21 protein-coding genes are annotated in these 24,714 nt (G+C 62.9%); 14 read left to right on the top strand and 7 right to left on the bottom strand.

Annotated features, from left to right (window positions below; all coding sequences use genetic code 11):
* Nucleotide 1: 1 nt before the first annotated feature.
* The 4 genes from crcB to ACQKPZ_RS05605 all read right to left on the bottom strand — a co-directional run bounded on the left by crcB (nucleotide 2) and on the right by ACQKPZ_RS05605 (nucleotide 4,904).
* Entirely contained in the window at nucleotides 2-376 is a 375-nt protein-coding gene (crcB, locus tag ACQKPZ_RS05620; RefSeq protein ID WP_391135039.1) for a fluoride efflux transporter CrcB, read from the bottom strand.
* Nucleotides 373-1,698, bottom strand: a complete 1,326-nt coding sequence (locus ACQKPZ_RS05615; protein WP_028613325.1) for a replication-associated recombination protein A — start codon at nucleotides 1,696-1,698, stop codon at nucleotides 373-375. Before ACQKPZ_RS05615 ends, crcB begins: the two co-directional genes overlap by 4 nt.
* Before the next feature lie 12 nt (nucleotides 1,699-1,710).
* Complete coding sequence (gene lolA, locus ACQKPZ_RS05610) at nucleotides 1,711-2,334, bottom strand: outer membrane lipoprotein chaperone LolA (RefSeq protein ID WP_427536009.1); 624 nt, start codon at nucleotides 2,332-2,334, stop codon at nucleotides 1,711-1,713.
* A gap of 62 nt (nucleotides 2,335-2,396) precedes the next feature.
* On the bottom strand, nucleotides 2,397-4,904 hold the full coding sequence (locus ACQKPZ_RS05605; protein WP_427536007.1) for a DNA translocase FtsK: 2,508 nt from the start codon (nucleotides 4,902-4,904) through the stop codon (nucleotides 2,397-2,399).
* Nucleotides 4,905-5,317: 413 nt separating this feature from the next.
* On the opposite strand from ACQKPZ_RS05605, the gene aat reads away from it, so the two are divergent.
* The 3 genes from aat (at nucleotide 5,318) to infA (ending at nucleotide 7,082) form a co-directional block, all read left to right on the top strand.
* A complete protein-coding gene (gene aat / locus ACQKPZ_RS05600; protein WP_427536005.1) occupies nucleotides 5,318-5,998 on the top strand; it encodes a leucyl/phenylalanyl-tRNA--protein transferase in 681 nt (226 codons plus the stop codon).
* 56 nt (nucleotides 5,999-6,054) lie between these two features.
* Nucleotides 6,055-6,762 carry an arginyltransferase gene (locus tag ACQKPZ_RS05595; protein WP_391135051.1) on the top strand — a complete coding sequence of 236 codons (708 nt, stop codon included), beginning with the start codon at nucleotides 6,055-6,057 and terminating at the stop codon, nucleotides 6,760-6,762.
* Nucleotides 6,763-6,863: 101 nt separating this feature from the next.
* Nucleotides 6,864-7,082 (top strand): translation initiation factor IF-1, encoded by a 219-nt coding sequence (infA, locus tag ACQKPZ_RS05590; protein WP_002553999.1) that lies wholly within the window; start codon nucleotides 6,864-6,866, stop codon nucleotides 7,080-7,082.
* Nucleotides 7,083-7,247: 165 nt separating this feature from the next.
* On the opposite strand, the gene clpA is transcribed toward infA, so the two are convergent.
* Nucleotides 7,248-9,518 carry an ATP-dependent Clp protease ATP-binding subunit ClpA gene (gene clpA, locus ACQKPZ_RS05585; protein WP_391135054.1) on the bottom strand — a complete coding sequence of 757 codons (2,271 nt, stop codon included), beginning with the start codon at nucleotides 9,516-9,518 and terminating at the stop codon, nucleotides 7,248-7,250.
* Between the two features lie 30 nt (nucleotides 9,519-9,548).
* The gene (gene clpS / locus ACQKPZ_RS05580) at nucleotides 9,549-9,911 is read right to left on the bottom strand and encodes an ATP-dependent Clp protease adapter ClpS (RefSeq protein ID WP_427536003.1); all 363 of its coding nucleotides are present in this window, start codon (nucleotides 9,909-9,911) and stop codon (nucleotides 9,549-9,551) included.
* Nucleotides 9,912-10,141: 230 nt separating this feature from the next.
* On the opposite strand from clpS, the gene cspD reads away from it, so the two are divergent.
* Entirely contained in the window at nucleotides 10,142-10,402 is a 261-nt protein-coding gene (gene cspD, locus ACQKPZ_RS05575) for a cold shock domain-containing protein CspD (protein ID WP_427536001.1), read from the top strand.
* Between the two features lie 69 nt (nucleotides 10,403-10,471).
* On the opposite strand, the gene icd is transcribed toward cspD, so the two are convergent.
* Nucleotides 10,472-11,728 (bottom strand): NADP-dependent isocitrate dehydrogenase, encoded by a 1,257-nt coding sequence (gene icd / locus ACQKPZ_RS05570; RefSeq protein WP_391135061.1) that lies wholly within the window; start codon nucleotides 11,726-11,728, stop codon nucleotides 10,472-10,474.
* 414 nt (nucleotides 11,729-12,142) lie between these two features.
* On the opposite strand from icd, the gene ACQKPZ_RS05565 reads away from it, so the two are divergent.
* The 10 genes from ACQKPZ_RS05565 to ACQKPZ_RS05520 all read left to right on the top strand — a co-directional run bounded on the left by ACQKPZ_RS05565 (nucleotide 12,143) and on the right by ACQKPZ_RS05520 (nucleotide 24,672).
* A complete protein-coding gene (locus ACQKPZ_RS05565; protein ID WP_427535999.1) occupies nucleotides 12,143-14,368 on the top strand; it encodes an NADP-dependent isocitrate dehydrogenase in 2,226 nt (741 codons plus the stop codon).
* A 204-nt stretch (nucleotides 14,369-14,572) separates the two neighbouring features.
* Nucleotides 14,573-15,013: an NUDIX hydrolase gene (locus tag ACQKPZ_RS05560; RefSeq protein ID WP_391135067.1), complete on the top strand. Its 441-nt coding sequence runs from the start codon at nucleotides 14,573-14,575 to the stop codon at nucleotides 15,011-15,013.
* Nucleotides 15,014-15,072: 59 nt separating this feature from the next.
* The gene (mnmA, locus tag ACQKPZ_RS05555; RefSeq protein ID WP_403196626.1) at nucleotides 15,073-16,197 is read left to right on the top strand and encodes a tRNA 2-thiouridine(34) synthase MnmA; all 1,125 of its coding nucleotides are present in this window, start codon (nucleotides 15,073-15,075) and stop codon (nucleotides 16,195-16,197) included.
* Nucleotides 16,194-16,820 carry a high frequency lysogenization protein HflD gene (gene hflD, locus ACQKPZ_RS05550; protein ID WP_427535997.1) on the top strand — a complete coding sequence of 209 codons (627 nt, stop codon included), beginning with the start codon at nucleotides 16,194-16,196 and terminating at the stop codon, nucleotides 16,818-16,820. The genes mnmA and hflD overlap by 4 nt, the downstream gene beginning before the upstream one ends.
* Before the next feature lie 189 nt (nucleotides 16,821-17,009).
* On the top strand, nucleotides 17,010-18,380 hold the full coding sequence (gene purB, locus ACQKPZ_RS05545) for an adenylosuccinate lyase (RefSeq protein ID WP_391135076.1): 1,371 nt from the start codon (nucleotides 17,010-17,012) through the stop codon (nucleotides 18,378-18,380).
* 81 nt (nucleotides 18,381-18,461) lie between these two features.
* A complete protein-coding gene (locus ACQKPZ_RS05540) occupies nucleotides 18,462-19,628 on the top strand; it encodes a JmjC domain-containing protein (RefSeq protein ID WP_427535995.1) in 1,167 nt (388 codons plus the stop codon).
* The gene (locus ACQKPZ_RS05535; RefSeq protein ID WP_427535993.1) at nucleotides 19,621-20,049 is read left to right on the top strand and encodes a GNAT family N-acetyltransferase; all 429 of its coding nucleotides are present in this window, start codon (nucleotides 19,621-19,623) and stop codon (nucleotides 20,047-20,049) included. Before ACQKPZ_RS05540 ends, ACQKPZ_RS05535 begins: the two co-directional genes overlap by 8 nt.
* 228 nt (nucleotides 20,050-20,277) lie before the next feature.
* Nucleotides 20,278-22,236, top strand: coding sequence for a DNA topoisomerase III (locus tag ACQKPZ_RS05530; protein WP_427536088.1), 1,959 nt, complete (start codon nucleotides 20,278-20,280; stop codon nucleotides 22,234-22,236).
* Nucleotides 22,237-22,471: 235 nt separating this feature from the next.
* Nucleotides 22,472-23,761, top strand: coding sequence for an NAD(P)/FAD-dependent oxidoreductase (locus ACQKPZ_RS05525; protein ID WP_427535991.1), 1,290 nt, complete (start codon nucleotides 22,472-22,474; stop codon nucleotides 23,759-23,761).
* 80 nt (nucleotides 23,762-23,841) lie between these two features.
* Nucleotides 23,842-24,672, top strand: a complete 831-nt coding sequence (locus ACQKPZ_RS05520; RefSeq protein ID WP_427535989.1) for an alpha/beta fold hydrolase — start codon at nucleotides 23,842-23,844, stop codon at nucleotides 24,670-24,672.
* Nucleotides 24,673-24,714 lie beyond the last annotated feature (42 nt).

Here is a 24,714-nt window from a genome sequence, read left to right as displayed (position 1 = left end):
TTCAGAATCGGGTCAGGGACAGGCCGGCCCAGGTCGCGAGCAGCCCGCCCACTACGCTGATACCGGTATAGCCCAAGGCAAGGGGCACCTGCCCGCTTTCCATCAGGCGCACGGTATCGAGCGAGAAGGAGGAAAAGGTCGTGAGGCCGCCGAGGAAGCCGACAATAAGGCCGGCGCGCAACTCGACCGGCACCAGCGGCTTGTGCAGGAACAGGCCGTAAAGCAGGCCGATCAACAGGCAGCCGACCAGGTTGACCGCCAGCGTACCGGCATAGAAGTGCCGTGGCCAGTGGGCCGTTACCCAGTTGGCGGTAGCAAAGCGCAGCAAGGTACCGGCGATACCGCCCGCGCTGACCGCGGCGATGAGTGCAATCACGGTTTTCTCCGTTGACGGGGGCTGTTGCGGTCGAGGTCTGCCAGGTGGCGCAGCTTCTCGCCAATCTTCAGCTCCAGGCCACGGGGCACTGGCTGGTAGTACTGGCGGGGCTCCAGTTCGTCGGGGAAGTAATCTTCACCGGCGGCGTAAGCGTCGGGTTCATCGTGGGCATAGCGGTACTCGTCGCCATAGCCCAGTTGCTTCATCAGTTTGGTCGGGGCGTTGCGCAGGTGCAAAGGCACCTCCAGCGAACCATGCTCGGCCGCTTCGCGCAGCGCGGTCTTGAAGCCCATGTACACCGCGTTGCTCTTGGGTGCACAAGCAAGGTAGGTAATGGCCTGGGCCACTGCCAGCTCGCCCTCGGGGCTACCCAGGCGCTCCTGTACATCCCAGGCCGCCAGGCACAGGCTGAGCGCACGCGGGTCGGCGTTGCCAATGTCCTCGCTGGCCATGCGCACCACGCGCCGGGCGATGTACAGCGGGTCGCAGCCGCCATCGAGCATGCGCGCAAACCAGTACAGGGCGCCATCAGGGTTGGAACCGCGCACCGACTTGTGCAGCGCGGAAATCTGGTCGTAGAACGCCTCGCCCCCCTTGTCGAACCGTCGGCGGCTGTCACCGAGCAGGCTCTGTAGCATCTCGACGTCGATCTCGCTGCCGTCTTCGGCCAGGTCCGAGGCGTTTTCAAGGAAGTTGAGCATGCGCCGGCCATCGCCGTCGGCGGCAGCCATCAGCATCTTGAACGCGTCGTCGCCCACCCGCAGGTTGCGCTTGCCCAGGCCGCGCTCTTCCGTGAGGGCGCGGTTGACCAGTTTGCGCAACGCTGCCTCGTCCAGGCTCTTGAGCACATACACCCGGGCCCGCGACAGCAGCGCGTTGTTCAGCTCGAATGACGGGTTCTCGGTGGTGGCGCCAATGAACAGCAGGGTGCCGTCTTCCACATATGGCAAGAAGGCATCCTGCTGCGACTTGTTGAAGCGGTGCACTTCGTCAACGAACAAAATGGTACGGCGGCCGTACTGGCCAGCCTGCTGTTTGGCCACTTCAACGGCCTGACGGATCTCTTTTACCCCGGCCAGTACTGCCGACACGGTTTCGAAGTGCGCATCGCAGAACTGCGCCAGCAGCCGCGCAAGGGTGGTCTTGCCCACCCCCGGCGGCCCCCAGAAGATCATCGAGTGCAGCGCACCCTGCTCCAGCGCTTCGCGCAGCGGTTTGCCGCGCGCCAGCAGGTGCTCCTGGCCGACGTATTCGTCCAGGTTGGACGGGCGCAGGCGAGCGGCCAGGGGCTGGGCGACGGGTTCGCTTCGAAACAGGTCCATGACGGGCTCTGGTTACTCCTTGATCACGTCCGCGCCTTTGGGGATGTCGAACTTGAACTTGCTGTCCGGCACCGCCTGGTTGGCCTTGACGCCATTGAACAGGATGTTGGTGCGCTGACCGACGCTGTCGATCAGCTGCATGTCATTGATCAGGCCTTTGCGGAACGACACGCGCAGCGAGTCGAACAGGGTGTCCTTGGTTTTCGGCTTGAGGGTGAAGTCCATCACTTCGCCCTGCTCCTTGGAGGTGATGTCGAAGCTCTGGCTGATTTTCGACACGTCACCGGACAGCAGCAATGCCGGGGTCTGGTTCAGGCGCACGTCGAGCTTCTTGATGGTGGCCTGCTCCAGGTCCGGGTCCCACAGGGTCACCATCTTGCCGTCAGACACAACCACTTGTTCCTGCGGCGCATCGGTGTGCCAGTAGAACAGGCCCGGGCGCTTCACGGTCATCTGGCCAGCCGTTTCCTGCAGGCTGGCGCCGTCGGCACCCAAGGTCAACTGCGAGAAATTGGCCTCGATGGTCTGCGACTTTTCCAGCAGCTGGGTCAGGCGTTGTACATCTTGCTCGCCGGCAAAAGCCGAAGCGCTGCCCAGAGCAAGGGCAGAAACCAACAGCATGCGAATCGCGCGCATGGTAATCCTCATTGAGCATTGAAAAGGCCGGGCGCCACCGTTGGCGCCCGGCAAGGTGTTCGTCAGTCGCGCGGGCCGCCCGGGGCAATCACTTCCCGCGAGCCGTTGCTGTTCATCGGGGTGACAACGCCAGCCATTTCCATCGACTCGATCATGCGCGCAGCACGGTTGTAGCCGATCTTCAGTTTGCGTTGCACGGCAGAAATGGAAGCACGGCGGCTTTCAAGCACGAACTGCACTGCTTCATCATACAGGGCATCGGTTTCGGCATCGTCACCATCGCCACCACCGCCGCCGCCATCAAAGCCGCTACCGGCCTCTTCGACCCCGTTGAGGATGTCGTCGTTGTAGTCCGGCGCGCCGCGCAGTTTCCAGGCTTCTACCGTGCGGTGCACTTCGTCGTCGGAAACGAACGCGCCGTGCACGCGAATCGGCAGGCTGGTGCCCGGCGGCATGTACAGCATGTCACCATGGCCCAGCAGCTGCTCGGCACCACCCTGGTCGATGATGGTGCGCGAGTCGATCTTGCTGGATACCTGGAACGCCATGCGGGTCGGGATGTTGGCCTTGATCAGGCCGGTGATCACATCCACCGACGGGCGCTGGGTAGCGAGAATCAGGTGGATACCAGCCGCCCGCGCCTTCTGGGCGATACGGGCGATCAGCTCTTCGACCTTCTTGCCGACGATCATCATCATGTCGGCGAACTCGTCCACCACCACCACGATGGTGGGCAGGGTCTTCAGCGCAGGGGGCTCGTCGTCCATGCTCTCGCGGCGATACAGCGGGTCATGGATGATTTCGCCGGCCTCCTGGGCATCCTTGATCTTGCGATTGAAGCCAGCCAGGTTACGCACACCCATGGCCGCCATCAGCTTGTAGCGCCGCTCCATCTCGGCCACGCTCCAGCGCAGGGCGTTGGCGGCGTCCTTCATGTCGGTGACCACCGGGCACAGCAGGTGCGGGATGCCTTCGTAGATCGACAGTTCAAGCATTTTCGGGTCGATCATGATCAGCCGCGCGTCTTCCGGGCTGGACTTGAACAGGATCGACAGGATCATGGCGTTCACACCCACCGACTTACCGGAACCGGTGGTACCGGCCACCAGCAGGTGTGGCATCTTGGCCAGGTCGGTAATGACCGGCTTGCCGCCGATGTCGTGGCCCAGGGCCAGGGTGACCGGCGACTTCTGCTCGTCGTACTGCGGCGTAGCCAGCACCTCGGAGAAGCGCACCATCTGCCGGTTTTCGTTGGGGATTTCGATACCCACGGTGGTCTTGCCGGGGATCACCTCGACCACCCGTACGCTGGTAACCGCCAGCGAGCGCGCCAGGTCCTTGGCCAGGTTGGCAATGCGGCTGACCTTCACGCCAGCGGCCGGCTGGATTTCGTAACGTGTAATCACCGGGCCCGGGTGGATCGAGTCCACCGCCACTTCCACACCAAACTCCTTGAGTTTGATTTCCAGCAGCTGACCGACGCCCGCCAGGGATTCAGGCGAGTACTCGATCTTCTTCTGCTCGGCCGGGTCAAGAATGGAGATCGACGGCAAGGTGCCTTCCACGGCGCTGTCGATGAACAACGGCGCCTGTTTTTCTTTCATCACCCGCTTGCTCGGCTCTGGCGCCTTGTCGGCTGTCGGCGGCACGATCATCGGGGGTGCAGGCTGCGCACGGGGTACTACCGGTTCGCGTGGCACCACCGGTTCACGGGCGACGGTTGGCTCACGGGGCGGCACGACGGGCTCGCGGCCCAGGGTCGGCTCGCGCGGTTCGACTACCGGGGCGGGCGCCTCTTCACGCTTGAAGATACGCTCACGCAGCGCCGGTTTGGCCGGTTCGCGCTTCTCGGCGGCCATCGGCGCAGCCTTGACCACCGGTTCGTCCTCGCGCAGCTGTGCTTCCAGGCGCTTGCGCTCGTTGCGTGCCTCCCACCAGCGGTTGGCCGCGCCCTGCACCAGCTCGAACAAGTCGAGGGTGATCTTGCCGGTCAGGTCCATCACCTTGAACCACGACAAGTCGGTGAACACGGTCAGGCCGAACAGGAACAGGGCAATGAACATCAGCGTGCTGCCCTGCACGTTCAGCAGGTTGCGCGCCAGGTCACCCAGGCTTTCGCCCAGCGCACCGCCCGCGGAAAACGGCAAGCTGGCCGGTGGGTGGAAGTGGATATGCGCCAACGCCGCCCCGGACAGCACCAGGAACACCAGGCCGATCAGCCGCCAGGAGAACAGCCAGCCGCTCCAGTCCCACGGCTGGTGGCGTTCACGGAAAATCTGCCAGGTCTTTACCGCCAGCAGCAGCGGGAAGATATAGGCGAAGTAACCCAGCACCATGAACAGGATGTCGGCGAAGTATGCGCCGGCACGCCCGGCGGCGTTCTGCACCTGGTCGACGGTGGCGGTGTGGCTGAAGCCTGGGTCCGACGTGTCGTAGGTCAGCAGCGCCATCCACAGGTACAGGCACAGGGCGCCGACAGCAATCAACGCACCTTCCTTGAGGCGATAATGCAGCTGCTGCCGCCACAGGGGCACGGGCAAGGGAGCTGGGGTTGCGGTGGATTTCTTCAAAACGCGTCTATTCCTGCGCGTGCTGCGCGTCCAATAGTGATCGGCCGGCTGTAGGGCCAATGAACCACTACTTTTAACATTACTGCCCGCCAGCCGCCATGGCGGCACGCCGTATGGAGCTTTGGCCGGGGGCGACTTTCATATAGGTGCAATTTGAGCATGCATTTTCTTTTGTGACAAAGGCTTATGCTGTGTTTTTGCACAGGTGTGACAGCAAATGTAGCGGATGGTGCCTGCGGTTTCATGAATGTGTAGGAAATTGCCTAATTTCATTGCCTGTAGCGGCCTCTTCGCGGGCGCGCCCGCTCCCACAGGTCCCGTGCAGGCTCCGAGGGCGAAGCAGCCAAAGAGATTGACCGTGCTTTTCACCCGCGCCATGCTGCCCGCTCCCCTCCCCCACCGCACGATAGACCATGCTCACCTGGCTAACCCGCGACTCGCTGACCTTCCCGCCCCTGGAAAAGGCCCTGCACGACCCCAACGGCCTTCTGGCGGCCGGCGGCGACCTTACCCCCGAGCGCCTGATGCAGGCCTATCGCCACGGTTGCTTCCCGTGGTACCAGGACGGTCAACCGATCCTGTGGTGGTCACCCGACCCGCGCACCGTGCTGCTGCCAGACCAGCTGCACGTGTCGCGTTCGCTGGCCAAGCTGATGCGCCAGGGCCGCTATCAGGTCAGCTTCGACACCGACTTCCCTGCCGTGATCGCCGCCTGCGCCGCGCCTCGCGACTATGCCGACGGCACGTGGATCACCGACACCATGCGCAATGCCTACTGCGAACTGCACCGGCGCGGCATCGCCCATTCGGTGGAGGTACGCCAGGACGGTGAGCTGGTCGGCGGCCTGTACGGCCTGGCCATGGGCCAGCTGTTCTTCGGCGAATCGATGTTCAGCCGCGCCGACAACGCCTCCAAGGTTGGCTTCGTGACCCTGGTCAACCACCTGCGCCAGGCCGGTTTCGTGCTGATCGACTGCCAGATGCCGACCAACCACCTGCACAGCCTGGGCGCCCACGCCATCAGCCGCGCCGAGTTCGCCGGCTACCTGGCACGCCACCTCGACCAGCCCAACAGCGCCACATGGGTTGCCTAGGCGAGTTTGCGTAGCTGGCTTACACTTAAAACAAAGTCTCACCGAAGGGGTTGATCATGACAGAGTTGGCGCGGTTGAAGTTCTATGCCACTCAGCCCCACTCCTGCAGCTACCTGCCCGAGGAACAGGCCACCACACTGTTCCTCGACCCCAGCCAGCCGATGGACGTGAACGTGTACGCCGACCTGTCGGAAATGGGCTTCCGGCGCAGTGGCGACCACCTGTACCGGCCTCATTGCCAGAACTGCAACGCCTGCGTGCCGGCCCGCATCCCGGTGGCGCGCTTCATCCCCAACCGCCAGCAACGGCGCATTCTCAAGCGCAACGCCGACCTGACCGTGACGGCAGCACGCCCAACGTTCAAGGAAGAGTACTTCGACCTGTACCGGCGCTATATCGAAACGCGCCACGCCGACGGTGACATGTACCCGCCCAGCCGCGACCAGTTTTCCACTTTCCTGGTGCGCGACCTGCCGTTCTGCTGGTTTTACGAGTTCCGCCTGGAGGGCCGGCTGATGGCGGTGGCGGTGTGCGACCTGCTGCCCAACGGCATGTCGGCGGTGTACACCTTCTACGAGCCGGACGAAGAGCGGCGCAGCCTTGGCCGCTTTGCCATCCTGTGGCAAATCACTGAAGCCCTGCGCCAGGAGCTGGAGGCGGTTTACCTAGGGTACTGGATCAAGAACTGCAAAAAAATGAATTACAAGACGCAGTATCGGCCAATCGAGCTGCTGATTAACCAGCGCTGGGTCACCCTCAACTGAAAGCCTTGGCTTGACACACACTTTTCCGGCATAATCCACGCCACTTTTTTGCCCGGTGCGGTTATGCGTCGGGCCAACACTGGATCCGAGGGTTCTACTGCATGTCGAAAGAAGACAGCTTCGAAATGGAAGGTACTGTCGTCGACACCCTGCCCAACACCATGTTCCGCGTGGAGTTGGAAAACGGGCACGTCGTAACCGCGCACATCTCCGGAAAGATGCGCAAAAACTACATCCGTATTCTCACTGGCGACAAGGTCCGCGTCGAACTGACGCCGTACGACCTGAGCAAGGGCCGCATCACTTACCGTGCGCGCTAAGCTCAAGCCATGAAAAAGCCCGGCCATGTGCCGGGCTTTTTTGTACCTTCAAGATTGTAGGGGGCTGCGTTGCAGCCCTTCGCGGGCACGCCCGCTCCCACAGGGGGTTAACTATTACCTGTGGGAGCGGGCGTGCCCGCGAAGGGCCGCAAAGCGGCCCCAATATCACGCAACCTCGGCCGTAGTCTCGAAGTCGAACACCAGTTCGCCATCGCGCAGGTCGATGTGCACCACACCGCCATGCTCGGCCAGTTCACCAAACAGGATCTCCTCGGCCAGCGGCCGCTTGATCTTGTCCTGGATCAGCCGCGCCATTGGCCGCGCACCCATCTGTGCGTCATAGCCCGCCACCGCCAGCCAGCCGCGTGCGTCATCGCTGACCTCCAGCAGTACCCGCTTGTCTTCCAGCTGCGCTTGCAGTTCGATAAGGAACTTGTCGACGATGCTCTTGATCGTCTCGGTGCTCAGGCGGCCGAACTGGATGATGGTATCCAGGCGGTTACGGAACTCTGGCGTGAAGCTCTTGCGGATCACTTCCATGGCATCGGACGCATGGTCCTGATGAGTGAAGCCGATCGAGGCCCGCGCCGCGGTTTCCGCGCCAGCGTTGGTGGTCATGATCAGGATCACGTTACGGAAGTCGGCCTTGCGCCCGTTGTTGTCGGTCAGGGTACCGTGGTCCATCACCTGCAGCAGCAGGTTAAAGACTTCCGGGTGGGCCTTCTCGATTTCATCAAGCAGCAATACGCAGTGCGGTTGCTTGGTAATCGCCTCGGTCAGCAAGCCACCCTGGTCGAACCCCACATACCCAGGAGGCGCACCGATCAGGCGCGACACAGTGTGGCGCTCCATGTACTCGGACATGTCGAACCGCACCAGTTCCACACCCAGCGCCTTGGCCAGCTGGCGCGCCGCTTCGGTCTTGCCGACGCCGGTAGGGCCGGCGAACAGGAACGAACCGACAGGCTTGTCTGGCGACTTCAGGCCAGCACGGGACAGCTTGATGGCAGTAGACAGCGAGTCGATGGCCTGGTCCTGCCCGAATACGGTCAGCTTCAGGTCACGCTCAAGGTTACGCAGCAGTTCCTTGTCGGAACTGGTGACGTGTTTCGGCGGAATCCGCGCGATCTTGGCGACGATGTCCTCGACTTGCGGCACGTCGATACGCTTGACGCGGTTGGCCTCTGGCTGCAGGCGTTGGTAGGCGCCCGCTTCGTCGATCACATCGATGGCTTTGTCCGGCATGTGCCGGTCATTGATGTAGCGCGAAGCCAGTTCGGCAGCGGCGCGCAGGGCCTCGTCGCTGTACTCGATGTTGTGGTGGCTCTCGAAACGCCCTTTCAGCCCGCGCAGGATGCCCACGGTGTCTTCGACCGACGGCTCGCTGACATCCACCTTCTGGAAGCGACGTGCCAAGGCACGGTCTTTCTCGAAGATGCCGCGGAACTCCTGGAACGTGGTGGAGCCGATGCAACGGATCTCCCCCGACGACAGCAACGGCTTGAGCAGGTTGGAGGCATCCATCACCCCGCCCGACGCCGCACCCGCACCGATGATGGTGTGGATTTCGTCGATGAACAGGATCGCCTGCGGGCGCTTGCGCAGTTCGCCGAGCAGCGCCTTGAAGCGCTTCTCGAAGTCGCCACGGTATTTGGTACCGGCCAGCAGCGCACCCAGGTCGAGCGAGTACACCACGCTTTGTGCCAGCAGGTCGGGCACTTGACCATCGACAATGCGCTTGGCCAGGCCTTCGGCGATAGCAGTCTTGCCAACGCCCGCCTCACCCACCAGCAACGGGTTGTTCTTGCGCCGGCGCGCCAGGATCTGCGCCACGCGCTCCACTTCCTGCTCGCGGCCTACCAGCGGGTCGATACGGCCGGCACGGGCCAGCTCGTTCAGGTTGCTGGCATAGGCGTCCAGCGGGTTGCTCGAAGAGGAGGTTTCGCCGCCCTCTTCGTCCTGCATGTCCTGGTCGCTTTCAGATTGCGAACCATGCCCCGGCACCTTGGAGATGCCATGGGCGATGTAGTTGACCACGTCGATACGGGCCACGCTCTGCTGCTTGAGCAGGAACACGGCCTGGCTTTCCTGTTCGCTGAAGATCGCCACCAGCACGTTGGCGCCGGTCACTTCGCGTTTGCCAGAGCTTTGCACGTGGAACACGGCACGCTGCAGCACACGCTGGAAGCCCAGGGTTGGCTGGGTTTCACGGTCTTCGTCGTTGACAGGGATCAACGGCGTGGTGGAATCGATGAACTCTTGCAGGTCGTGCTTGAGCTTGTCGAGATTGGCGCCACAGGCGCGCAGAACGGTCGCGGCAGCCTCATTGTCAAGGAGTGCCAACAGCAGATGTTCGACGGTCATGAACTCATGACGCTTCGAACGAGCCTCCTTGAAGGCCAGATTGAGGGTGACTTCGAGCTCGCGGTTTAACATAGCTTCACCTCATACCCAAGTGGTCGGCGATTAACCGTCCTTCTCGATTTCACAGAGTAGCGGATGCTGGCTTTCCCTGGCGTATTGGTTGACCTGCATAGCCTTTGTTTCGGCGATGTCACGGATAAACAATCCGCACACTGCCCGCCCTTCGGTATGGACGGTCAGCATGATCTTGGTCGCCAGCTCGCGGTTCAGATTGAAGAACGTCTCGAGCACTTCGACGACGAAATCCATTGGCGTGTAGTCATCGTTGAACAAAACCACCTTGTACATCGGTGGCGCCTGCAGGATCGGCTTGGCTTCCTGAACTGCAAGACCTGAGCCGTCGTCCTCATTCGATTGCGGGCGATCCTGATTGAATGTTAGTCGAATCTCACTAGGTGCATGCATGGAAAGAATTTCATCATGAGCGTCAGGTTAAAGTAGTGGGTTGACCGCACAGGCCACCGCCAGCGCAGGCGCCGGGCGACCTTGACTATCGGCAAAACGGTGTTACAACCAATAAGAACCCACCGTGGTCGATAAAGATCCGCGCAGTCAACCAGATTTTTCGCAAGGTTCGTATGCGGATGAAGTGGATGATACTCCAGTGATGGAGTCCTTTGCAGAGGGACATAGGGATGGCAAGCGGTAAAGTCAAGTGGTTCAACAATGCCAAGGGCTACGGATTCATCAACGAGGAAGGTAAATCCGATGACCTTTTCGCTCATTACTCGGCCATCCAGATGGACGGATACAAGACGCTCAAGGCTGGCCAGTCCGTAGTGTTCGAAATCATCCAGGGTCCCAAAGGCCTGCACGCGGTCAAGATAATGGACGCCGCTGCCGCTGCGGCAGCCAAGGTTCACGGCCAGACCGCTGACGAACCCGCGAAGGCCTGATCGCCGCCACGTGTCGTAATACGAAAAAGCCGGTCGCCCCTTTACCCAGGCGACCGGTTTTCTCTTGCCTTACATATGCTTGATCATCGCATCACCAAAGCCTGAGCTGCCCACCAGCGTGGCGCCGTCCATCAGCCGCTCGAAGTCGTAGGTCACGGTCTTGGCCCCGATCGCACCGTTGGTGCCCTTGATGATCAGGTCTGCCGCCTCGGCCCAGCCCATGTGCCGCAGCATCATTTCTGCCGAGAGAATCACCGAGCCCGGGTTGACCTTGTCCTGCCCTGCATACTTGGGCGCAGTGCCGTGGGTGGCCTCGAACATGGCCACGGTGTCGGACAGGTTGGCGCCCGGCGCAATGCCGATACCGCCCACTTCCGCCGCCAGGGCATCGGACAGGTAGTCACCGTTAAGGTTGAGGGTGGCGATCACGTCGTATTCGGCCGGACGCAGCAGGATTTGTTGCAGCATGGCGTCGGCGATGGCGTCCTTGACGATGACCTCGCGGCCGGTCTTGGGGTTCTTGAACTTCATCCACGGGCCGCCGTCGAGCAGTTCGGCGCCGAACTCGTCGCGGGCCACTTCATAACCCCAGTCCTTGAAGGCCCCTTCGGTGAACTTCATGATGTTACCCTTGTGCACCAGGGTCAGCGACTCGCGGTCGTTGTCCACCACGTATTGCAGGGCCTTGCGCACCAGGCGCTTGGTGCCCTCTTTCGAAACGGGCTTCACGCCAATGCCGCAGTCCTGGTCGAAGCGGATCTTGGTGACACCCATTTCCTCCTTGAGGAACTTGATCACCTTGTTGGCCTCGGGCGAGCCGGCCTTCCATTCGATACCGGCGTAGATGTCTTCGGAGTTCTCGCGGAAGATCACCATGTCGACATCGCCGGGCTTTTTCACCGGGCTGGGTACGCCCTGGAACCACAGCACCGGGCGCAGGCACACGTACAGGTCCAGTTGCTGGCGCAAGGCCACGTTGAGCGAGCGGATGCCCCCACCCACCGGCGTGGTCAGCGGGCCCTTGATCGACACCACGTAATCGCGCACCGCATCGAGGGTTTCCTGGGGTAGCCAGGTGTCCTGGTCGTACACCTGGGTGGCTTTTTCGCCGGCATACACTTCCATCCAGGCGATCTTGCGCTTGCCGCCGTAGGCTTTCTGCACGGCGGCATCGACCACCTTGATCATCACTGGCGAGACATCGACACCGATCCCGTCGCCTTCAATATAAGGAATGATGGGGTTATCAGGCACATTGAGCGAATGGTCTGCATTGACGGTGATCTTGGTGCCGTCGGTCGGAACCTTGATTTTCTGGTATCCCATGCTTGCACTACTCCGCTTTCGGGTGTGGTTTGGAAATCATGCAATGCAATGAGCCTAAACCACATCTGCCGACCTGCAAGGCATGCGACAACCCGCCACATTGCCGCTACGTCTTTGGTCTTATAAATGGGCCGATATCACTTGGCCTTGCTGATTAGCCCGAATGGTTTGGTATACTCCGCCGCGACCGAAGGGTCATCGGGGCGAATCCCAGGAAAATGCGGACCGCCCTAGGCCATGAATGGCCGTAAAGCCTGGGTTGTTACCGCACCCCAGCACTTGACGCTCGACTGATGCATCCACCATCACCGCTCGCAGCCTCTCGACTTTCCGCTCATGGCGCTGCCAGGGCGATGCGCCTACCCTGCGCACCACGAGACTCGAGCACGCTCAGCACACAGAGAGTTAACCCGCATGCCCACCCGTTCCAAGATCATCTATACCTTCACCGACGAAGCCCCCGCCCTCGCCACCTACTCGCTGCTGCCGATCATCGAAGCGTTCACCGCTTCGGCTGACATCGCCGTCGAAACCCGCGACATCTCCCTGGCCGGCCGTATCCTTGCCGCCTTCCCGGAGCAACTGGGCGCAGAGAAGCAAGTAGGCGATCACCTGGCGGAACTGGGCCAACTGGCTACCACCCCTGAAGCCAACATCATCAAGCTGCCGAACATCAGCGCCTCGGTACCGCAGCTCAAGGCCGCGATCAAGGAACTGCAAGGCAAGGGCTTCAACATCCCTGACTACGCCGACGAGCCGGCCACCGCGGAAGAAAAAGAGTCCCGCGCCCGCTACGACCGCATCAAGGGTTCGGCCGTGAACCCGGTACTGCGCGAAGGCAACTCCGACCGCCGCGCACCGCTGTCGGTGAAAAACTATGCCCGCAAGCACCCGCACAAGATGGGCGCCTGGGCCGCCGACTCCAAGTCGCACGTTGCCCACATGACCCAGGGCGACTTCTACGGCAGCGAGAAAGCCGCACTGATCGAAGCTGACGACAGCCTGCGCATCGAGCTGGTTGCCAAAGACGGCAACACCACCGTCCTGAAAGAAAAGACCGCCGTCAAGGCCGCCGAAATCATCGACTGCGCCACCATGAGCCGCAAGGCCCTGAAAGCCTTCATCGCCGAGCAGATCGCCGATGCCAAGGCCTCGGGCGTGCTGCTGTCGGTGCACCTGAAAGCCACCATGATGAAGGTTTCCGACCCGATCATGTTCGGCGTCATCGTCGAAGAGTTCTACAACGACGTGCTGGCCAAGCACGCCGCAGCCCTGGCCGACGTAGGCTTCAACGCCAACAACGGCATCGGCGACCTGTACGCCCGCATCAAGGACCTGCCAGCCGACAAGCAGGCCGAGATCGAAGCCGACATCCAGGCCCTGTACGCCCAGCGTCCAGCCCTGGCCATGGTCAACTCCGACAAAGGCATCACCAACCTGCACGTGCCGAGCGACGTCATCGTCGACGCTTCGATGCCGGCCATGATCCGTGACTCGGGCAAGATGTGGAACACCGCTGGCGAACTGCAAGACGCCAAGGCCGTGATCCCGGACCGCTGCTACGCTGGCATCTACCAGGCCACCATCGAAGACTGCAAGCAACACGGCGCCTTCGACCCGACCACCATGGGGAGCGTGCCGAACGTTGGCCTGATGGCACAAAAGGCCGAAGAGTACGGCTCTCACGACAAGACCTTCCAGATCAAGGCCGAAGGCGTGGTACGCGTGGTCGATGGCAAGGGCAACGTCGTGCTGGAGCAGACCGTCGAAGCCGGTGACATCTTCCGCATGTGCCAGACCAAGGACGCGCCGATCCAGGACTGGGTCAAGCTGGCCGTCAACCGTGCCCGCCTGAGCAACACCCCAGCGGTGTTCTGGCTGGACCCGGCCCGCGCCCACGACGGCGTGATGATCGAGAAGGTACAGAAGTACCTGAAGGATCACGACACTGCCGGCCTGGACATCCGTGTTCTGGCCCCGGTCGACGCCATCAAGTTCTCCCTGGCCCGCATCCGCGAAGGCAAGGACACCATCTCGGTGACCGGCAACGTGCTGCGCGACTATCTGACCGACCTGTTCCCGATCATGGAACTGGGCACCAGCGCCAAGATGCTGTCGATCGTGCCGCTGATGAACGGCGGTGGCCTGTTCGAAACCGGCGCCGGCGGTTCGGCACCGAAGCACGTGCAGCAGCTGGTTGAAGAGAACTTCCTGCGTTGGGACTCGCTGGGTGAATTCCTGGCCCTGGCTGCTTCCCTGGAGCACCTGGGCAACACCTACGACAACCCACGCGCCAAGGTACTGGCCAACACCCTGGACCAGGCCACCGGCAAGTTCCTCGACACCAACAAGTCGCCTTCGCGCAAAGTCGGTGGTATCGACAACCGCGGCAGCCACTTCTACCTGACCCTGTACTGGGCCCAGGCCCTGGCTGCCCAGGCTGACGACGCAGCCCTGCAGGCTCGCTTCGCCCCACTGGCAAAAACCCTGACCGAGAACGAGGAGACCATCGTCGCCGAGCTCAACGCCGTTCAGGGCAAGCCGGCCGACATCGGTGGCTACTACGCCCCGGATGCCGAGCTGACCGCCAAGGTGATGCGCCCAAGCCAGACCCTGAACAGCGCCATTGCTGCCCTGTAAGGTTCGCTTTAAGTAACAGCCCAAACCCCGGCCACGCACCGGGGTTTGTGCTTTCTGGGAAATGGGGCCGCTTTGCGGCCCTTCGCGGGCTTGCCCGCTCCCACAGAAAAGGTGCTGCCTGCAAGGCCTGCACTGCACCTGTGGGAGCGGGCAAGCCCGCGAAGGACCGCAAAGCGGTCCCGACAATCTGAAAGGAAACCGCGAATGACCTGGCAACCCCACATCACCGTCGCCACCATCGTCGAACACGATGGCAAGTTCCTCTTCGTCGAGGAATTCAAAGCCAACCAGCATGTCTTCAACCAACCCGCCGGCCACCTCGAACCCAATGAAACCCTGCCCCAGGCCGCCCTGCGCGAAACCCTGGAAGAAACCGCCTGGGAAGTCGAGCTCACCGGTGTGGTCGGCATCTACCTGTACACCGCCCCCAGCAACGGCGTGACCTACCAGCGCATCTGCTTCGCCGCCCGCCCCGTACGCCACCACGCCGACCTGGCCCTGGACAGCGACATCGTCCGCGCCGTGTGGCTGACCCGCGACGAACTGCTCGCCGACCCCGCCCGCTGGCGCAGCGAGCTGGTGCCGCGCTGCCTCGACGACTACCTCAAAGGCCCCTTGCACAGCCTCGAACTGCTACGCGACTGACGCAACGCCACGGGTTTGATAGAATCGGCGTTTTTCCCCTCTGATACACACCGGTACCCATGACCAGCCCAGCACTCAAAGACCCCGCCAAGACCCGCGTCATCGTCGGCATGTCCGGCGGCGTGGACTCTTCCGTCTCCGCCCTTCTGCTCATGGAGCAGGGCTACCAGGTGGAAGGGCTGTTCATGAAGAACTGGGAAGAAGACGACGGCACCGAATACTGCACCGCCCGCGAAGACCTGGCCGACGCCCAGGCCGTGTGCGACCGCATCGGCATCAAGCTGCACACCGCCAACTTCGCCGCCGAATACTGGGACAACGTGTTCGAGCACTTCCTTGAAGAGTACAAGGCCGGCCGAACCCCCAACCCCGACATCCTCTGCAACCGCGAAATCAAGTTCAAGGCGTTCCTCGACTACGCCCTGTCGCTGGGTGCCGACCTGATCGCCACCGGCCACTACGTGCGCCGCCGCGACACCGGCGAACTGACCGAACTGCTCAAGGGCCTGGACCCGAACAAGGACCAGAGCTACTTCCTGCACGCCGTCGGCGGCAAGGAAATCGCCCGCACGCTGTTCCCGGTCGGCGAACTGGAAAAACCCGAAGTACGTGCCATCGCCGAAAAGCACGGCCTGGCCACCGCCAAGAAAAAGGACTCCACCGGCATCTGCTTCATTGGCGAGCGCCGCTTCAGCGACTTCCTCAAGCAATACCTGCCAGCCCAACCGGGCAACATCGAAACCACCGAGGGTGAAGTGATCGGCCGCCACCATGGGCTGATGTACCACACCATCGGCCAGCGCCAGGGGCTGGGCATCGGCGGCCTGAAGGATGCCGGTGACGAGCCGTGGTACGTGCTGCACAAAGACCTCACCCGCAACGTGCTGGTGGTTGGCCAGGGCAATGAACACCCATGGCTGTTCTCCCGCGCCCTGCTCGCGTCGGAAATCTTCTGGGTCAACCCGATAGACCTCGGCAGCCCACGCCAGCTGACGGCCAAGGTGCGCTACCGCCAGAGCGACCAGCAGTGCACCCTGGAACTCACCGAAACCGGCTACCGCGCCGTGTTCGACGAGCCGCAGCGCGCCGTCACCCCGGGCCAGTCGGTGGTGTTCTACGACGGTGAAGTGTGCCTGGGCGGCGGCGTGATCGAAGCTGCCGAGCCGTGGAGCCCCCGCGCATGAGCAACCTGCAGGAGCAGCTGATTGCGCTGGGCGGGGTATTCCAGGCTGCTGTGCTGGTCGACCGCATCGCCCGCACCGGCCAGGCCAGCGAGGCCAACATTGGCTGCATGCTTGGCAGCCTGCTGGTGCGTGACCCCAAGGACACCCTGGAGGTGTTCGGCGGTGACGACCTGAACCTGCGTGACGGCTACCGCGCGCTGGTCGGCGCCCTGGAGCGCGACCCCAGCAGCCTGCAACGCGAGCCACTGCGCTATGCCCTGTCGATGCTCGGCCTGGAGCGCCAGCTGAACAAGCGTGGCGACCTGCTCGACACCATCGGCAACCGCCTGCCGCAAATCCAGTCCCAGGCTGACCATTTTGGCCTGGTTCATGAAAACGTCATTGCTTCCAGTGGAGCCTTGTACCAGGACACGCTCAGCACCTTGCGCCAGCGTATTCAGGTGCACGGCGACATGCGCTTCCTGCAGCAGCCCAACAACGCCTCGAAGATCCGCGCCCTGCTGCTGGCCGGCATCCGCGCCGCGCGCCTGTGGCGCCAGCTGGGCGGGCACCGCTGGCAGCTGGTATTCAGCCGGCGCAAACTGCTTAACGAACTGTACGACATGATGCGCACACCGTCCTGAAGAAAAACGCCGGACCTGTAGGAGCGGCCTTGCGTCGCGAAAGGGCTGCGCAGCAGCCCCAGAATCGCCGCCCCAGCATAGATTGCCGGGGCCGCTGCGCAGCCCTTTCGCGACGCAAGGCCGCTCCTACAGGCAATTTTCATGTATGATATGCGCCCTTCCAAAAGCCTGACTGTCCGAGAACACCCCATGCAGCTTTCTTCGCTCACTGCGGTTTCCCCTGTAGACGGCCGTTATGCCGGCAAAACCCAGGCCTTGCGCCCCATCTTCAGCGAATTCGGCCTGATCCGTTTCCGCGCCCTGGTCGAAGTGCGCTGGTTGCAGCGCCTGGCCGCTCACCCGCAGATCGGCGAAGTGCCGGCGTTCTCCGCCGAAGCCAATGCCCTGCTGGACACCCTGGCCACCGATTTCAAGCTGGAGCACGCCGAGCGCGTCAAGGAAATCGAGCGCACCACCAACCACGACGTCAAGGCGATCGAATACCTCCTCAAGGAGCAGGCCGCCCAGCTGCCTGAGCTGGCCAAGGTCAGCGAGTTCATCCACTTCGCCTGCACCAGCGAGGACATCAACAACCTGTCCCACGCCCTGATGCTGCGCGCCGGCCGTGACGACGTGCTGCTGCCGCTGATGCGCCAGATCGCCGACGCCATCCGCGCCCTGGCCCACGCCCACGCCGACGTGCCGATGCTGTCGCGCACCCACGGCCAGCCGGCTTCGCCGACCACCCTGGGCAAGGAACTGGCCAACGTCGTGTACCGCCTGGAGCGCCAGATCGCTCAGGTTGCCGCCGTCCCGCTGCTGGGCAAGATCAACGGCGCCGTGGGCAACTACAACGCTCACCTGTCGGCTTACTCGCAGATCGACTGGGAAGCCAATGCCCGCGCCTTCATCGAAGACGAGCTGGGCCTACAGTTCAACCCGTACACCACCCAGATCGAGCCGCACGACTACATCGCCGAACTGTTCGACGCCATCGCCCGCTTCAACACCATCCTGATCGACTTCGACCGTGATGTGTGGGGCTACATCTCGCTGGGTTACTTCAAGCAGAAGACCGTTGCCGGCGAAATCGGCTCGTCGACCATGCCGCACAAGGTCAACCCGATCGACTTCGAAAACTCCGAAGGCAACTTAGGGATAGCCAACGCGCTGTTCCAGCACCTGGCCAGCAAGCTGCCGATCTCGCGCTGGCAGCGTGACCTGACCGACTCCACCGTGCTGCGCAACCTGGGCGTGGGCTTTGCCCACAGCGTCATCGCCTACGAAGCCAGCCTGAAAGGCATCGGCAAGCTGGAAGTCAACGAAGCCCGCATCGCCGCCGACCTGGACGCTTGCTGGGAAGTGCTGGCCGAGCCAATCCAGACCGTGATGCGCCGTTTCAACATCGAAAACCCCTACGAGAAGCTCAAAGAGCTGACCCGTGGCAAGGGCATCACCCCGGACGCGCTGCTGACCTTCATCGACGGCCTGGACATGCCAGCCGACGCCAAGGCCGAGCTCAAGCAGCTGACCCCCGCTACCTATATCGGTAACGCGGCAGCGCAGGCCAAACGCATCTAAGCTGACCGTCGCGTACAACGCCCGGCCTGGCCGGGCGTTTTTATTCCCGTACGAAAATTACGTTTTTTCAATAGGTTGAACATGAATCCTGATACTCCACTGCAGCTGCTCGGCGGCATCTCGGCCCGCGAATTCATGCGCGACTACTGGCAGAAGAAGCCGCTGCTGGTGCGCCAGGCCTTCCCGGACTTCATCAGCCCGATCGACCCCGACGAACTGGCCGGCCTGGCCCTGGAAGAAGAAGTCGAGTCGCGCATCGTGCTGGAGCACGGCGCCCACCCATGGGAGCTGCGCCGCGGCCCGTTCAACGAAGACACCTTCGCCGAGTTGCCGGAAAAGGACTGGACCCTGCTGGTGCAGGCCGTCGACCAGTTCGTACCGGAAGTGGCCGAGCTGCTGGAAAACTTCCGCTTCCTGCCCAGCTGGCGTATCGATGACGTGATGATCAGCTATGCCGCCCCGGGTGGCAGCGTTGGCCCGCACTTCGACAACTACGACGTGTTCTTGCTGCAAGGCCACGGCGAGCGCAACTGGAAGATCGGCCAGATGTGCGACAGCGACAGCCCGCTGCTGGAACACGCCGACCTGCGTATCCTGGCTGAGTTCGAACAGAGCGGCGAGTGGACCCTGGAACCGGGCGACATGCTCTACCTGCCACCGCGCCTGGCCCACTACGGCGTGGCCGTGGACGACTGCCTGACCTACTCGGTCGGCTTCCGCGCCCCTAGCGCCGCCGAAGTGCTCACCCACTTCACCGACTTCCTGGGCCAGTTCCTGCCCGACGAAGAGCGCTACAGCGATGCCGATGCCCAGCCGGTAAGTGACCCGCACCAGATCCAGCACGACGCCCTGGACCGCCTCAAGGCGCTGCTCGACAAGCACATGAACGACAAGGACCTGCTGCTGACCTGGTTCGGCCAGTTCATGACCGAGCCGCGTTACCCGGAGCAGGTTGCCGGCGAAGTGCTGAGTGAAGAGGAGCTGGTAAAAGCCCTGGAAGATGGCGCCATCCTGATCCGCAACCCGAGCGCACGCCTGGCCTGGTCCGAACTCAACGACGACCTGATGCTGTTCGCCAGCGGTCGCAGCTGCCCGCTGCCGGCCAAATTGCGCGAGCTGCTGAAGCTGGTGTGCGCGGCCGATGCCCTGCACATCGACAACCTGGCAGAGTGGCTGGAAGACGAAGATGGCCTTATGCTAGTGCAGCAGCTGGTCCAACAAGGAAGCCTGGGATTCGCCGATGAATAAAATCCGTGTGCGCCTCGCCGACTGGCACAAGGACAATGCCGACATCCGCCGTATCCGCGAAGCCGTGTTCATTGCCGAACAGCACGTGCCGCCAGAGCTGGAATGGGACTCGGACGACCCGAGCGCGGTGCACTTCCTGGCCCTGGAAGGCGACTACCCGATCGGCACGGCCCGCCTGCTGCCTGATGGCACCATTGGCCGGGTTTCGGTACTGAAGGACTGGCGCGGGCTGAAGGTAGGTGATGCCCTGATGAACGCAGTGATCACCGAAGCGCAGAACCGCGACCTGAAGCAGCAGATGCTCAGCGCCCAGGTACACGCCACCCCGTTCTACGAGCGACTGGGCTTTCGCGTAGTCAGCGAAGAGTTCCTCGAAGCAGGCATTCCGCACGTGGACATGGTGCGCGACTCGCGCGCCTGACCCATAGCCTGTACCGGCCTCTTCGCGGGCTTGCCCGCTCCCACAGGGACCCCACAGCTATTGAATGCTGTGCAGTCCCCGTGGGAGCGGGCAAGCCCGCGAAGAGGCCGGCACAGCCAAATACATTCCTGCTGACAAAAACCTGTACATCCATCCAGATAAAGCTTGCCTGCGCGCCCCTGCTTGCGCATCCTAGTGCCCATCACCCCCGATGAAGCGTTCCCGGCCATGCGCCTGTTCCTCTGCGAAAAACCCTCCCAGGCAAAAGACATCGCCAAAGTGCTCGGCGCCACACGCAAGGGCGACGGCTGCTGGCAAGGCACCGACGTCTGCGTAACCTGGTGCATCGGCCACCTGCTGGAAACCGCCCCGCCCGACAGCTACGACGAACGCTACAAGCGCTGGAACCTCGCCGACCTGCCGATCATCCCGGACAAGTGGAAAATGCTGGTCAAGCCCAAGACCGCCAGCCAGTTCAAGGCAGTCAAGCGCCTGCTCGGCGAAGCGCGGGAGCTGGTAATCGCCACTGATGCCGACCGCGAAGGCGAAATGATCGCCCGCGAACTGGTGGAACATTGCCGCTACCGCGGCCCGGTGCAGCGCTTGTGGCTGTCGGCACTGGATGACGCCTCCATCCGCAAGGCCCTGGCACGCCTGCTGCCGGGCCACGAAACCTTCAACCTGTACCACTCGGCCCTGGGCCGCTCGCGTGCCGACTGGCTGATCGGCATGAACATGAGCCGGCTGTTCACCTTGCTGGGGCGCCAATCCGGCTACCAGGGCGTGTTGCCGGTAGGCCGGGTGCAAACACCCACCTTGCGCCTGGTGGTCGACCGCGACCGCAGCATCGCCGACTTCGTGCCGGTGCCGTTCTGGGCCATCGATGTACAGCTGGAGCATGCCGGCCAACACTTCAACGCCCAATGGCGCGCCCCCGAGGACGCCTGCGACGATCAGGGCCGCTGCCTGAAGCAAGCGTTGGCACAACAAGCGGCGACTGACATCGGTAATGCCAGCACAGCCCGTGCCATCAAGGTAGCCACCGAGCGCGTACGCGAAGCCGCACCGCTGCCCTTCGACCTGGGCACACTGCAGGAGCTGTGCTCGAAGAAGTTCGGCCTCGGTGCCCAGGAAACCCTCGACATCGCCCAGGCCCTGTACGAAACCCACAAGCTGATCACCTACCCGCGCAGCGATTGCGGTTATCTGCCGCAAAGCCAGCACGCTGAAGCGCCGGCCATCCTTGCCGCCCTGCAACGGGCCGATGCCAGCCTGGTGCCGCTGCAGCCCTACCTGGAGCCGCAACGCCGCTCGCGGGCATGGAACGACGCCAAGGTCAGCGCCCACCACGGCATCATCCCCACCGCCGCCGCCAGCGACCCGTCGCGCCTGCCGGCCAAGCACAAGGCGGTGTATACCCTGATCCGTGCCCGCTACCTGGCGCAGTTCCTGCCCAACCATGAGTACGACCGCACCCAGGCCGATTTCGACTGTGCCGGCCATGCCCTGCGCGCCGTGGGCAAGCAAATTGTCGAGCCGGGCTGGCGCCGCGCCCTGCCCGAGGCGTTGACCCCGGCCAAGGGCCGCGAGGCACCACCGGCCCAGGTGCTGCCAACGCTGCGTGAAGGCCAGGACTGCAATGTGCAAGGCCTGCAACTGAAGGACTTGTGGACCCAGCCGCCCAAGCCCTTCACTGAAGGCGACCTGATCAAGGCCATGAAAAACGTGTCCAAGCTGGTAGACGACCCACGCCTGAAGCAGAAGCTCAAGGAAACCACCGGCATCGGTACCGAAGCCACCCGCGCCAGCATCATCCAGGGCCTGCTTGACCGCGGCTACCTGGTGAAGAACGGCAAGGCGCTGTCGGCCACGCCAGCGGCGTTCAGCCTGATCGATGCCGTGCCCCGTGCCATCGCCGACCCTGGCACCACGGCCATCTGGGAGCAGGCGCTGGACATGGTGCAGGGTGGTGAGATGAGCCTTGAAGAGTTCGTTGCCCGGCAATCGGCGTGGATGGGCAAGCTGGTCGAGCGGTGTAGCGGCATGCGCATGACCATCAGCGGCCCGGCGGCGGGGGCTGCGCCGCCGTGGAAGAAGAAGCGGCGCGGTGGCGGGAAAGGTAAAACAGCTGGCAACAAATCGGCCGCCAGCAAGCCGCGTCAGCCCCGAAAAAAAGCGACAACCTGAGGTTTATGCCGTTTCAGGCCCGGCCTCTTCGCGGGTAAACCCGCTCCCACAGGAATTTCATGAGCCCTGAAGCCTGTGCAGTAACCTGTGGGAGCGGGTTCACCCGCGAAGAGGCCAGTACAGGCAGCACATCACAACCAGGCAAACACAAATCCTGCCCGACACATTGGCAGCATGAAATTTACCTGCTAAGTTTTCATGAAAATAATCACAATAATTTTCACGAGACCTCTGCATGTTCAAACAGTCCGCCCAGCACGTCGCCAGCTATTACGCCCAGACCTACCCCACCCACATCCCCCTGCGCCCTACCCTGCAAGGCACCCACGACACCGATGTGCTGATCATCGGCGCCGGTTTCAGCGGCCTGCATACCGCCCTGCGCCTTACCCAGGCCGGCAAGCGCGTAACCCTGCTGGAGGCCAGCCGCGTGGCCTGGGCTGCGTCCGGGCGCAACGGTGGGCAGGCCTTGCTGGGCTGGTCATGTGACATGCCACCACTGGAAAAGGCCTTGGGCGTCGAACGTACTCAACGGCTGTGGGCCAGCATGTGCTGGGCCGCCGACGAGATGCGTGAGCTGCCCCAGCGCCACGGCTTCGACATTGACTACCGGCTGGGCAGCCTGTGGACCGCAGTAATGCCGCGTCGGGTGAAAATGCTTGAAGAAGCCCTCCATGAGGCTGAACACAAATGGGGCTACGACGCCCTGCGCCTGATCGGCCGTGAAGAGCTGCCGCAATGGGTCGACAGCCCACGCTACCAAGCCGCGCTATACGATGCCAAAGGCGCCCACCTCAACCCACTCAAACTGGCCCAGGGCCTGGCCAGCACCATCGAGGCTGCCGGCGGGCGCATCTACGAACAGAGCCAGGTGCTCAGCTATCAGCAGGCTGGCGACGGCCATGTCGCCCGCACTGACTGCGGCGAAGTACGCTGCCAGGTATTGGTGCTGGCCTGCAACGCCTACATCGACCGCCTCGACCGCAGCCTGTCGCGGCGCCTGCTGCCGGTCGGCTCCTACCAGGTGGCCACCGCACCACTGGGCGCCGACCTCGCCCGTTCGCTGCTGCCGCGCAACAGTTGCGTGATCGACAACCAGTTCGTGCCCGACTACTTCCGCCTTACCCCAGACCACCGCCTGCTGTTCGGCGGCGGCTGCACCTACCTGGGCGGCATCCCCAAGGACGTCGCCAGCGCCACCCGCCCCTACCTGGAGCGGGTGTTCCCGCAACTGGCCGGTGTGGCCATCGACTATGCCTGGGGCGGCCATATCGATTGCAGCATCCAGCGTACGCCGGACGTCGGCCGCGAGGGGCAGCGCTATTGGCTGCAAGGCTTCTCCGGGCATGGCGTACTGCCGACCCTGGCCGCAGCGCGCGCGGTGAGCGATGCCATTCTCGGCGACGACGAGCTGTTGGCGCTGTACCAAGGCATCGACAACGGCCGCTTCCCCGGCGGCGACCTGCTCGGCGCTCCGCTGGAAGCCGCCGCCAAGGCCTGGTACAGGATGCGCGACAGCATCTGAAGACGGCCGGCGCTTGCTACGCCGAAATCCCTCCTATTCTCAATAGCTCCCTTCGGTGCCTGCAGACAGGAGACACGACCATGAGCTATGTAACCACGAAGGACGGTGTACAGATTTTCTACAAGGACTGGGGCCCGCGCGACGCACCGGTCATCCACTTCCACCACGGCTGGCCGCTTAGCGCGGACGACTGGGACGCACAGATGCTGTTCTTCCTCGCCCAGGGTTTCCGCGTGGTCGCCCACGACCGCCGTGGCCATGGGCGTTCCAGCCAGGTGTGGGATGGCCACGACATGGACCACTACGCCGACGACACTGCGGCCGTGGTTGCCCACCTGGGCACCCAAGGTGCTGTGCATGTCGGCCACTCGACCGGCGGTGGTGAAGTGGTGCGCTACATAGCCCGCCACCCCGAAGACAAAGTGGCCAAGGCGGTACTGATCGCAGCCGTGCCGCCACTGATGGTGCAAACACCCGGCAACCCCGGTGGCCTGCCCAAGTCGGTGTTCGACGGTTTCCAGGCCCAGGTTGCCAACAACCGTGCGCAGTTTTATCGGGATGTACCGGCCGGGCCGTTCTACGGCTACAACCGCCCGGGTGTCAAAGCCAGCGAAGGCATCATCGGCAACTGGTGGCGCCAAGGCATGATCGGCAGCGCCAAGGCCCACTACGAAGGCATCGTGGCGTTTTCGCAGACGGATTTCACCGAGGACCTCAAGGGAATCCAGCAGCCGGTGCTGGTGATGCATGGGGATGATGACCAGATCGTGCCGCATGAGAACGCGGGGCCGCGGTCGGCCGAACTGCTACCCAATGGCATACTGAAGACCTACAAGGGCTACCCGCATGGCATGCCGACTACCCACGCCGATGTAATCAACGCGGATTTGCTGGCGTTTATCCGCAGCTGATGTAATCGCCTGTACCGGCCTCTTCGCGGGCACGCCCGCTCC

The organism is Pseudomonas sp. NPDC089547, from assembly GCF_050280665.1.
In the GTDB taxonomy this organism is placed as follows: Bacteria; Pseudomonadota; Gammaproteobacteria; order Pseudomonadales; family Pseudomonadaceae; genus Aquipseudomonas.
Note: the sequence above shows the minus strand (reverse complement) of the source record. Positions and strands in the feature narration are given on the sequence as shown.